The 11,071-nt window shown below is 44.8% G+C and carries 12 protein-coding genes and 1 tRNA gene; 6 read left to right on the forward strand and 7 right to left on the reverse strand.

Annotated elements, in window-relative coordinates; translation table 11 throughout:
- Positions 1 to 464 precede the first annotated feature (464 nt).
- The 6 genes from QT984_RS00755 to QT984_RS00780 form a co-directional block, all read right to left on the reverse strand.
- Positions 465 to 1,367, reverse strand: a complete 903-nt coding sequence (locus QT984_RS00755) for a tetratricopeptide repeat protein (RefSeq protein ID WP_333054340.1) — start codon at positions 1,365 to 1,367, stop codon at positions 465 to 467.
- A 136-nt stretch (positions 1,368 to 1,503) separates the two neighbouring features.
- Positions 1,504 to 3,234 carry a group II intron reverse transcriptase/maturase gene (ltrA, locus tag QT984_RS00760; RefSeq protein WP_333372798.1) on the reverse strand — a complete coding sequence of 577 codons (1,731 nt, stop codon included), beginning with the start codon at positions 3,232 to 3,234 and terminating at the stop codon, positions 1,504 to 1,506.
- Between the two features lie 695 nt (positions 3,235 to 3,929).
- On the reverse strand, positions 3,930 to 4,745 hold the full coding sequence (locus QT984_RS00765) for an inositol monophosphatase family protein (protein WP_333372801.1): 816 nt from the start codon (positions 4,743 to 4,745) through the stop codon (positions 3,930 to 3,932).
- Between the two features lie 73 nt (positions 4,746 to 4,818).
- Positions 4,819 to 4,941 (reverse strand): hypothetical protein, encoded by a 123-nt coding sequence (locus QT984_RS00770; RefSeq protein ID WP_333181264.1) that lies wholly within the window; start codon positions 4,939 to 4,941, stop codon positions 4,819 to 4,821.
- Positions 4,942 to 4,985: 44 nt separating this feature from the next.
- The gene (locus QT984_RS00775) at positions 4,986 to 5,501 is read right to left on the reverse strand and encodes a thermonuclease family protein (protein ID WP_333054346.1); all 516 of its coding nucleotides are present in this window, start codon (positions 5,499 to 5,501) and stop codon (positions 4,986 to 4,988) included.
- Positions 5,502 to 5,535: 34 nt separating this feature from the next.
- Complete coding sequence (locus QT984_RS00780; RefSeq protein ID WP_172186552.1) at positions 5,536 to 5,904, reverse strand: 2Fe-2S iron-sulfur cluster-binding protein; 369 nt, start codon at positions 5,902 to 5,904, stop codon at positions 5,536 to 5,538.
- Between the two features lie 214 nt (positions 5,905 to 6,118).
- Here QT984_RS00780 and QT984_RS00785 point away from each other — a divergent pair.
- Positions 6,119 to 6,203 (forward strand) — tRNA-Ser (locus tag QT984_RS00785).
- A 288-nt stretch (positions 6,204 to 6,491) separates the two neighbouring features.
- Here QT984_RS00785 and QT984_RS00790 read toward each other — a convergent pair.
- On the reverse strand, positions 6,492 to 7,301 hold the full coding sequence (locus tag QT984_RS00790) for a pentapeptide repeat-containing protein (RefSeq protein ID WP_333372804.1): 810 nt from the start codon (positions 7,299 to 7,301) through the stop codon (positions 6,492 to 6,494).
- Positions 7,302 to 7,372: 71 nt separating this feature from the next.
- Between QT984_RS00790 and QT984_RS00795 the strand changes: the two genes are divergently transcribed.
- The 5 genes from QT984_RS00795 to QT984_RS00815 form a co-directional block, all read left to right on the forward strand.
- Positions 7,373 to 8,275 carry a phosphodiester glycosidase family protein gene (locus tag QT984_RS00795; protein WP_333232907.1) on the forward strand — a complete coding sequence of 301 codons (903 nt, stop codon included), beginning with the start codon at positions 7,373 to 7,375 and terminating at the stop codon, positions 8,273 to 8,275.
- 293 nt (positions 8,276 to 8,568) lie between these two features.
- On the forward strand, positions 8,569 to 8,913 hold the full coding sequence (locus tag QT984_RS00800; RefSeq protein ID WP_333207945.1) for a HEAT repeat domain-containing protein: 345 nt from the start codon (positions 8,569 to 8,571) through the stop codon (positions 8,911 to 8,913).
- 75 nt (positions 8,914 to 8,988) lie between these two features.
- On the forward strand, positions 8,989 to 10,203 hold the full coding sequence (locus tag QT984_RS00805) for a transposase (RefSeq protein ID WP_333207947.1): 1,215 nt from the start codon (positions 8,989 to 8,991) through the stop codon (positions 10,201 to 10,203).
- 132 nt (positions 10,204 to 10,335) lie between these two features.
- Positions 10,336 to 10,476, forward strand: a complete 141-nt coding sequence (locus tag QT984_RS00810; protein WP_333208011.1) for a hypothetical protein — start codon at positions 10,336 to 10,338, stop codon at positions 10,474 to 10,476.
- Between the two features lie 60 nt (positions 10,477 to 10,536).
- A partial coding sequence (locus QT984_RS00815; RefSeq protein ID WP_333207948.1) for a ribbon-helix-helix protein, CopG family occupies positions 10,537 to 11,071 on the forward strand: 535 nt, incomplete at its 3' end.

Here is an 11,071-nt window from a genome sequence, read left to right on the forward strand (position 1 = left end):
CGGAATTTTAGATTTTAGATTTTAGATTTTAGATTGGGCTTAGAAGCTTAGCTTTAGGGGACGGTGTTAAAGTCGAAGCAGGCAAGCTTAACATTCGACTTTAACAAATTAAGGTGTCATCGGAATTTTAGATTTTAGATTTTAGATTTTAGATTTTAGATTGGGTTCAGAGGCTTAGCTTTAGGGAACGGTGTTAAAGTCGAACCAGGCAAGCTTAACATTCGACTTTAACAAATTCAGGCGTCATATCCTTTTCGTTTCCATCGAAATAATCATTTTCCCCGTCAGTGCGATCGTCCCGTTCTTTCTGGAGCATCCGCGATCGCGGGACGATCGCACTGACAGTATAATTCCGATGTCACCGGATTTGATATCACCAAGTCTTGATTGTTTGGCTCGATCACACTCGACTGCTGAGCTGTTCACCCGTTTCTCAATATTCAAGACTCACAACTCACAACTTCTCACTTCTTCTTCCCGCCAAACAAACTTGCAAAAAATCCTGGTTTTTCATCACCTTTTTTTGCCTTGGCGGAAGCTTGTTCCAGCTTTTTCTTAACCTCCAAAGCCGTCGGTTCTTCTGGATTTGACGCCAAAGCTTTGTTCATCTCAAGTTTTGCCATTGTGGCTTGATTTTGTTCAAGGTAACACATTGCTAACATAGCGTGAGCCTTGCTGTGTTTCGGGGCACCCTTCAGGACTTCCCTCAACTCCAAACTTGCTTTAGCGTAATTTTTGCTGTCCATAAATCCTTGAGCTCGGCGGCAATAAGCTTCGATCCGCGGGTCGTCTTTGTCCGGGGGTAGATTTGGGGGTAGATTTGGGGTTGGGGTTGGAATTGGGGTTGGGGGAATTGGGGTTGGGGGTGGTGGCGGAGTTGCAATGCCAATGCGCTCTTTTCGCAGCAGGTAAACCATGTTAAGTTCGCTAATTTGATCGATCGCCTCTTGCGTTTCCTTAACTGATTCGTACTGCTTGAGAGCGAGTTTGCTAACTGCTGTTTTGTAAGCTTCTTCCCAATCTTTAGCGGTAGCTAACTGTTTGGCTGCTTCGCTTTCAATTTGCATTTTCGCCTGTTCTTTAACAACGCGCTTGGCGATGGCTGCTAATAGCAGGCTGTATTCTTTGCGATCGCTTTCCTTAGAGAATTTATTGTAAGCCGGATTGACTACTTTTGACAAAAATTGGTTAGCCCAATCTTTATCGGCTTGGCTTTCAAAAGAGCAAGTATCCGAATGCAACCGGCGGGCGATTTTCATGTAGCGCTTGCGGATGTCGTTAAACTCGGCGTCTAAGGGAACTCCCAAAATTGCGTGCTGATCTGTAAAGTCATACTTGAACAGCCCTTTTGTCATTTCAAAAGACATAACTTTTACTCTTCCTTTCCTGGCTTTGTTAGAGTCGATAGGGGCATTTCTACCCCTACCTCTCCTTCAGAACCGGACATGAGACTTTCGCCTCATCCGGCTCCTTGATATCTTCATCCTTTGTTAAGGATACAATTCAAAACGGATTGTTACAATAGTCCTTGTTGAGAGAACCGTCATTTTCCGTTTTTGTGTCGTGGCAGTGTTTATGTAGAAGTTGGAGGTTTTTGTACTCATCCTTACCGCCTAATGAGCGAGGTTGGATATGGTCAACTTCTACAATGTCTGTAGGTGTGAAATACAGACCACAGTGGGTACATTTACCTTTTTGTGTCTTAAGCAGTGTTGCCACTCTTTTTGGTGTTTCCGGGTATTCTCCGCGTCTCTTGCTCCAGTAAATCCAGTTACCATCGTAAGGCGTTGCGTTACCCTTCACTTTGGCGTGCCTTACAATAGGCGTTGCTTTGTGTTGGACTAATTCTAAACCTTCTTCTGTGCTGAAACACCAATTTCTGTCGCCTACTGTTCGCCAGTATTTGTCTTTATTGATGCTACCTTTTCCCCGTCTTCTCGCCCATGCTCTTAGTTTGTCATAGGTAAGACTGTCTACCTTGTTAAAGGTATCTTTACTTACTACTGTTGAGTAATAGTTTGACCATCCCCTAATTATTGGATTCAGCCGACTAATTAAAGCGACTTGGGGGGCGGTGTTATGGGTGTCTATCACTTCTGCAATTTTAGCCAGATGGGCTTTGACTTTGGGCTTAGACGGGGTGATTAATGTTGTAAAACCTAGCGGTATTCCTACTGTATTTTTAGCACTTCGATAGTTGCCTACCTTGTGTTGTTGTACATGGAATCCTAAGAACTCAAACCCAACATTTCCATTATATTCGTTGAGGGTGTGGGTTAATTTTGTTTTACTTGGCTTCAATTCTAAGCCAACATCACTTAACCATTCTGCAATTATTTTCTGACAGGCTAGTATTACTTCAATGTCTTTGTGAATAATCACAAAATCATCGGCGTACCGGATTAAACTTAAAGAACCTCGTTTATCTTTTTTACTGATTCCGTAGTATCCTTTTGTTAGCGTTTCCGCATATTGTTTGACCCGTTCTTCCATTCCATGTAAGGCAATGTTAGCCAAAAGTGGAGAGATGACCCCACCTTGTGGTGTGCCTTCTTTGGTCGGGAAGATTTCACCTTGGTCTAATACCCCACTTTTAAGCCAGGACTTAATTTGTGTTCGGAGTCCTGGATAGGTATTGATTTTGTCAAGTAATGCTTTGTGATTAATGCGGTCAAAACATTTGGAAATATCAGCGTCTAGCACATATTTAGCTTTGTATCTGATACTGTCAAAGATAGCTCCAATCGCATCGTGACATGACCTACCGGGTCTAAAACCGTATGAGTTTGGCTCAAATTTTGCCTCCCATTCTGGCTCAAGTGCTGCTTTCACAACTGCTTGTAAGGCGCGGTCGTACATTGTAGGTATTCCTAATGGTCTTGACTCATTAGTTCCTGGTTTTGGTATCATTACCCGACGAGTCGGTTGAGATTTACCAGTTATTTTGAGTTGACTTACTAGCTTTAATCGTTGCTTTGGGGTTAACAATTTTATGTCATCCACACCTGCTGTACGCTTGCCAGTATTGTCTTGTGTTACCCGTCGTACCGCTAGAACCTTATTAGACCATGAATTAATCAAGGTCTTTTGAAGCTTCCGAACTGCTTTAACATCGCCACGCTCACTTGCTCGATAGATACGTCTTTGCAACTTAAATGTCAATCTTTCGGCTTTTCGCCAATTGATTTGATTCCATTCCACCGTCGGGTTGTCCCGCGTTTTAGACTTATTCATTGCTACTAAGTTCCTATCCTTGAAGTTACCGTGTACCCGTCTGCATATCTCTGTCATTACAACAGAGCATTGGCTTCTGATACAATCCCTCTCTCATATATTGTTCGTTAGCTACTTACTGGATAATAGACATGATTCCAGAAATATATAAGAGTTACTTCGTTCCAAATACACATTGTTTGAGTTTTTAGTGCGATGCTATCCACCGGGTTTATGGGCGGTGCTTATAGGTCAAGTGTGAAATTGCCTATGCCCTAGCCTTGCCTTTTGGCTTGGTCTTAATCAGTCTTTACCGTGTTTTTTCAACGGGTTTATTCTTGATTTAGCCATTTGACCATCTGAAAATTACGATGGTTCAGACACATCTTTGCTTTCGCTACACATGAACTCGTGCTCGACAGTTACCAGTTTCGGCTACCAGTAGTTCTTGTCTTTTATCCCCGCTTTACCCTATTGGTTGCTACCCAACAAAATAGGGGATATGCTTTTACCGCTGCACTTGCGGACTAGGACTAGGGACTTGTGAATCCTGCACCTAGATGTGTATTCAGTTATACTAACCAGTTGGTTAGGCTAACCTTCCCTGAGTATTGCTACCCATTTGGGTTAAACGAATCGCACTCACTATTCTTTAATGTAGCTTGAGTCAAGGGGTTCTGACCCCCGTACTACCCCCGATCTATTGCTGGGAGGTGCTACTTCCAAGAAGATAAGGGAGGAACGGCTAGCAGTGCGCCGCTGAGTTCGGCGTGTATTTTGCCGTTTGTGGCCAAAATCCGACCAGAGTTCATCTCAAAGGCACTACCGTCATAAGCTGTAATTTGACCTCCGGCTTCGGAGACGATGAGTACACCTGCTGCTACGTCCCAAGGGGCGAGTCCCCGTTCCCAGTATCCGTCCGATCGCCCCATCGCGAGGTGTGCGAGGTCTAGGGATGCGGAACCGCTGCGTCGCACGCCTTGGGTGAGGTGGGTGAGGTGACAGAATTCGGCATAGTTATTGTCGGCTGTTTCGCGCCGATCGTATGCAAAGCCAGTGACTAGCAAGCTGGTTCTCAATTCTGGGATTTGGGAAACTTTGATCGGCGATCGGTTGCAGGTTGCTCCCAATCCTTTGCCTGCCCGAAACAATTCGTTATGAAAAGGGTCGTAAATTACTCCGATTTGTGGTAGGCCGTCGATTAAAAGTCCGATCGACACGGCCCAAAAAGGATATTGGTGAGCATAATTTGTTGTGCCGTCCAAAGGGTCGATCGCCCACAGGTATTTGCTGCTAGCATCCCCTAATTTGCCGGATTCTTCGGCGAGGATGGCGTGGTGGGGTACGTGGCGGCCGAGAATTTCTAAGATGACGGCTTCTGAGGCTTTATCAGCTTCTGTGACTAAATCGCCCGATCGGCCTTTTTCTTGAATTTTTTCTAATTTTCCGCAGAAAGATTGCAGGACGGAACCGGCGGCTAGGGCTGCTTCGGTGGCTATTTCTAAGAAGTTTTGCAGTTGATTGTCAGTCATTTGTTAGTTGTTAGTTGTCAGTTGTCAGTTGTCAGTTGTCAGTTGTTAGTTGTTAGTTGTTAGTTGTCAGTTGTCAGTTGTCAACAATTCCCAACTGACCGAAAGCATCCACGATACCCGCCACGTGATTCATCCGTCCAGAAATAAAAACCTGTACCCGATGAAACTTGCCGAACGTATTTATCGGTGGGGTCAATGCTTCAATCTAAAATCTAAAATCTAAAATCTAAAATCGATTGACTATTTCCGATTTTGTTGGCGGAATTCTGCGGGAGTTTGGCGCAAAGCTCGTTCTGGATTCCACAGGCCTTTACCCATGAGTCTCGCCCATTCTTGAGCGTTGATGAGTCGCTGCTGGTATTTGGTGTTGGGCGATCGCACCCAGGCCAGGGCATAACCTTCTTTGACTAGCTGTTCGTTGAGCAAATTTTTATCTTGCCACAAGTAGGCTAGTTTGCGATCGAACTGGTCTTTCTCTTCGATGTCTGATTCTAACAATACCTGTTTTCCCCTAGTTAGCTGTTCTAGTCTTTGTTTGGCTGCTTCTCCCCAAGGCTGCTGTTTTAAATCCGGCGCATCAATACCAATTAGCCTGATTTGTTCTAATAAGGCTATTTTGTCGGCTGTACTGATAACTTCGATTGTTTGGCCGCTGATGGCCCTTTCTACTTTGGCGATCGTACCTTGGGGCATTTCTGGTTTTTGGCAGCTAGCTAGCCACAGACAAAGGGCGATCGCAAATAACCGATAAAGCATGGATAATTGGTAGTTGATAATTTATCAAATTGCCTTATTCTTCATCCAACGGCAAACCAGCTTTAACTTTACCTTTGCCGAAGTAGCGGCCGAACTGCAGTTCGTACACTTCGTCTTCGTCTTGCGTCTCTACCTCAATGTTGGAACGGGGATAGCTGACGCACAGCAGGGCATAACCTTCTTTTTGCAGTTCCACAGACAGCCCCATTGCTTCTGGCTGGTGCAGTTCCCCCGACTTGACGCGCACCGCACAGGCGGTACAAGCGCCGTTGCGGCAGGAAAAGGGCAATTCTACTCCTTGGTTTTCGGCGCTTTGCAGGATGTAGCGGTCTTCGGGTACTCGCACGGTGTGGCGATCGCCTGTCTGTCTGTTATGAATTTTAATTGTGTAAGAGTGAGTCATGGAATTTTAGATTTTAGATTTTAGATTTTAGATTGGGGTTTGGCGGGCAAACTCCTTTAGATGAAGGGGTTTGCGACATAGGTAGGAGAATCCAAGCCGGCTCGTTTGACACCCTATCCACATTAAACAGTAAATTTATGCCGTTACCCCTTCCCAAATCAGATTTGTTCTGTTAATATAGTTTAGCTGTGGCTAAATGAATTAATTTAGCCCTGGAGAGGTGGCCGAGCGGTTGAAGGCGCACGCCTGGAAAGTGTGTTTAGGGCAACTTAACGAGGGTTCGAATCCCTCCCTCTCCGTTAATCAAGCTGTTTAGGCAAAAAAAACAGCTTGCAAAAAAAATCTCTGATATGAGATAAATAGTTTGATTAGAGCGAGATCCCTTGAATTCTTTGAGAAAAATCAAGGGATCTCGCTTTTATATTTTTGAGGGTAAATTAGGGCGATCGCGCCGAGAATAAACACCCAGATATAATGCCAATAGTAGAAAACCATAGTGACCTACACCAATCGCCACCGTTTGCAGCAAAGCGTCGCTTTCTGCTGGCTCAATTACTGTTTGAATATCAGTCGGGTAATTTTAGATTTTAAATTTTAGATTTAAGATTGAGGTAACTTATATCGAACTTAGCATCAGCGAGATTTGCCCCTCTGAAAGAAGTACCCTCAGCATTTCCAATCTCTCGAACCATAGCGGAGAAAGACACAAACGCAAACCAAAGATACAGCAGCGACAGCAAACCGAAACACATACCCCAAAACAGTTTGTGAGTGCTCAGAAAAGCGCTCGCCGTTGCACTGAACAAAAAAGCCGCTGCGTAAGTCGCCACACTTCCAGCCGATGCGATCGCCACCTGTGCAAATTGGCCACGAATCCGGGAATTCACAAAAAACATTAACACCCCGCCGATCGACATTCCAGCAAGAGCAGCCTGGGAATTATTATTAGTTGCAGTGCCAGCATAGAAAAATCCCAACAAAGCTCCTGATAGAATAGCAGAAATTGTTCGTGCCAATCTACCCGCTTTTGAGGTTTTTGGCTGTTTGCTGGCGATCGCCGAAGCGAAGCCAGCAGCGCTCAAAACCCCGTACAGCAACAGAACAAAAGGCCAACTGCCAGAGCCCGGTAATTGTCCTTGAGATCCCAAAATCAGTCGAGTCAGAACATCGCCCACAACCAAACAAATCGCGATCGCCCCTGCAGTCAAAACAGCTATCTGTCGCCGAGAAAGCCCGATTTTCGCACCGATAAAATTCGCACCCGCTAACTGAGCATTTCTAAAATTGCAGCCTCGAACATCCGCACCGCTGAAATCAGCACCGTTAAGAACTTGTCCTTGGAACGATCGATTTCGTAAAATTTGATTGCTAAAATTATGGGAATCCGAATACTTCATATTAGTACAGGATGCTTAAAAATATATAAATCTCTCAGTGTTCCCGTCCCCCATCTCAAATCTAAAATGGTATGACTTATCGGCCCACGATCAAACAAATTTGGCAGATTCTCGGTCTCGGAATATTGCTCGCACCCATACTACTCTACAACATTCCCTACTTTTTGCGTCCCCAACAAACAAACGAAGCCCGATCGCTCTTTCAAGGAATAGCCTACCGCAAGGAATTTCGGACTAATCCGCGTCCCACCCTAATTCACATTGTTAGCATCGACCTAAAAGCGCCGGGAATAGGAATTTTTGTCACTCCCGGAAATCCAACACCCGATTTAACAGAAACCAATGCCCGCACGGCTACTGAATTCCTGAAAGAATTTAAATTGCAATTAGCAGTCAACGGCAACTTTTTTTATCCCTGCATCGAGAAAGCACCTTGGGATTACTATCCCCGCAGTGGCGATCGAGTAAATAATGTCGGACACGCCATTGCCAAAAGCCAAGCTTATTCTGAACCCAATCCAGACTTTCCCGCCCTTTGTTTTGATGCCAAAAACCGCGCTCAAATAATCGAAAACGGCACTTGTCCTGCGGGAACAGCCTATGCCGTTGCCGGAGATACTTTGCTGGTAAAAAATGGCCAGCCCGTAGCACAAAGTCAGGAAGAACGCAAGCAGGATAAACCCTATCCCCGTGCAGTCGCGGCGATCGACAAAACAGGCGATAAGTTGTGGTTAATTCTGGCAGACGGCAAGCAGAGGCTTTACAGTGAAGGGCTGAAATTGAGTGAAATAGCTGATATTTCGATGCAGTTGGGAGCGGAGACAGTGCTGAATTTAGATGGCGGCGGGTCGGTAACTTTTGCAGTAGCATCGCCGTCAGGAGCGAAACTGTTGAATGCTCCGATTCAGAATAAAATTCCCATGCAGGAACGTCCAATTGCCAATCATTTAGGATTTTATGCGCCGGAGAATTAGGGTTTTAACTGGCGCTTTAATCTCCGAAAAATGGGGTTAAAAATGATTCTATTGTATACTGCGCCCCAGCCGCGGCTTGTAAAAAATCGGATTTTAAAACCTATTTAAAAAATAAAGATGCCTCCGCATACTCAAATAAATAGGGTACTGATTGCCTTAATTACTAATACAAAAGCTCGCTTAAATACCCACAAAAATTCTGATTCAGCAGTGAAGTTTTTTTAAATCTGCCCCAAATCCGGGAATAATTGCTAAAATTGTAAAGAAACGTAACAAAAATTTATAATTGGCTTATGAAAATTGCCGAAGCCGCTAACTCTTTGTCAAGGTTCGGAACCGAGGCAATTTCTCATTTAGTGGAAGCTTTTCGCCGCGATGACAATTGGCTCGTCCGCCGCAGCATTATGGCTCCGCTGTACGAAATGCAGTGTCCTGATGCAGTATTTGAAATTTGTGCGATCGGTCTTGGCGACGAAGATTTACCAGTTCAGGAAGCAGCAATTGACGGATTGGGTGTGCTGGCAAATACCCCGAAGCAAGAACAGGCATTGCAGCAATTATTAGCTCTAGTAAGTTCGGATAACTGGGGAATTCGGCTGCGAGTTGCTCGCGCGCTGAGCAAATTTGACCAACAATAATGGGATTCAAGCCCCGTCCTTCTAGGACGGCTTTATTTATGGTAAGCTAGTTGCCGTAGGGTTTGTCCACGTCAAATGAGAGTTTTAGAGTTCAAAGCTAAAGGGAAAACAACTCAATACTCAGCAATAGATGAGGCGATTAGAACTGCTCAATTCGTCCGCAACAAATGTATCCGTTTTTGGATGGATAATCGCGGCGTAGGGCAAAAAGAGCTGTATCGCTACAACACCAAGCTGAGAGCTGAGTTTCCCTTTGTAAATACTTTGAACTCTCACGCTTGCCAAGTTGCTATTGAATGGGCATATTCCTCAATTGCTCGATTCTACGAAAATTGCAGGAAGTCTATTCCCGGAAAGAAGGGATATCCAAAATTTAAGAAGAATTGCCGCTCGGTAGAGTACAAAACTTCTGGCTGGAAGCTTTCCCCCGATAGACGCTCAATCAATTTCATTGATAAGAAGGGCATTGGTAAACTTAAACTTAAAGGGACGTGGGACTTACACTTCTACCAACTAGACCAAATAAAGCGGGTTAGGCTAGTGCGTCGTGCCGATGGCTACTACGTTCAGTTCTTGGTGAAAATCGAAACTGGAAAACTAGACATTGAGCCGACAGGTAGAATTGTTGGATTAGATGTAGGAATCAAGGAGTTCTACAGCGATAGCAATGGTCATACTGAGCCTAACCCTAAATTTTATCGAGCAGGCGAGAAGCGTCTAAAGTTTCGACAAAGACGTGTTTCTCGTAAAAGAAAATGCTCTGCCAATCGTAAACGAGCCATTAATAGACTAGGACGACTACACCTCAAAATAAGTAGGCAACGTGAAGAATATGCCAAGAGACTGGCACGTTGTGTAATCCAATCTAACGATTTGGTCGCCTATGAAGACTTGAGGATTAAGAACTTAGTCAAGAACCATTGTCTTGCCAAGTCTATTAATGATGCGGGTTGGTATCAGTTCAGGAAATGGTTAGAGTATTTCGGGGTTAAGTTTGGCAAGATAACCGTAGCGGTCAATCCTGCCTACACCTCTGAGGAATGCTCTAATTGCGGCACGTTAATCAAAAAATCCCTCTCTATGAGAACCCACACTTGCCAATGCGGCTTCGTCTTAGACCGGGATTGGAATGCTGCTATTAATATCCTGAAATTAGCCTTGAGTACGGTAGGGCATACCGGAACTTGGGTCATAGATCCGAACGCTTCGGGAGATTCGACCTCTACCTTGGTTGGAGTAATCCTGCTAGGGCAAGTTGGGTCTATGAACGAAGAATCCTCGTGCCTTTAGGCCCAGGAGTGTCAAAATCCTCAAGCTCGCGCTGCTGTGAGCTATTTGGCAAAAGATCGAGATCATCGGGTTGCAGGTGCGACTTTGGAAGCTTCGCTTTAAAACAACGGCTTACAAGCTCAACTGTAATATCTGCCGTATCGTGCCGAAAAAAACCCGGCCGAGGGAATGTTTAAGCGGTTCTACGGCGAGGAATGGATCGAAGAGTATATTCACGAATTTTTGTTCAATTGGGAACAGAAGCTGGCACAATTGGTAAGTAACAAGAATTAATTTTAATAGAAGCTTCAGCCACTACACTTATTAGTGTAGGTTGGCATGAGGAAAATGCCAATGGTCAAAAAAAATCGCAATGTAGTTAGTTCCAATTCAGAAAGTAAAGTCAAAGTCGGACTTTCGCTGACTTCTTCTAGTGCCGATCGATTAAACGTGATCGCTCGCAAGCTCGGAATATCAAGGTCGGAACTCCTAGAACGCTTGGCACAAGGCGCTCTGGATATTTCTAAGGACAAGACGGAAGTTACTGTCACTTGGAAAAAAGGTGAAGAAACTGAGGTAGAGGCAGCCCCCTTGCAAGGGGAAACAGCCGAAGAAAGCGAAGTTAATGACGCTGTAACGGCAGAAACTCTATCGGACTCGGTGATTGTAAAGCCAAATCCGATGCCAGAAAGTTACGAAAGTTTACAGCAGCAGTTGAGTGAACGCGAAAGTTCGATCGCTTCTTTACAGCAGCAACTCGCTACCGAAAAGCAAAATCTCGAAAGCCAATTAGCCGAAACAGTAGCGAAGTCAAGTTACGAAAGTTTACAGCAGCAGTTGAGTGAACGCGAAAGTTCGATCGCTTCTTTACAGCAGCAACTCGCTACCG

This window comes from Microcoleus sp. Z1_B2 (assembly GCF_036700325.1).
Lineage (GTDB): Bacteria > Cyanobacteriota > Cyanobacteriia > Cyanobacteriales > Microcoleaceae > Microcoleus.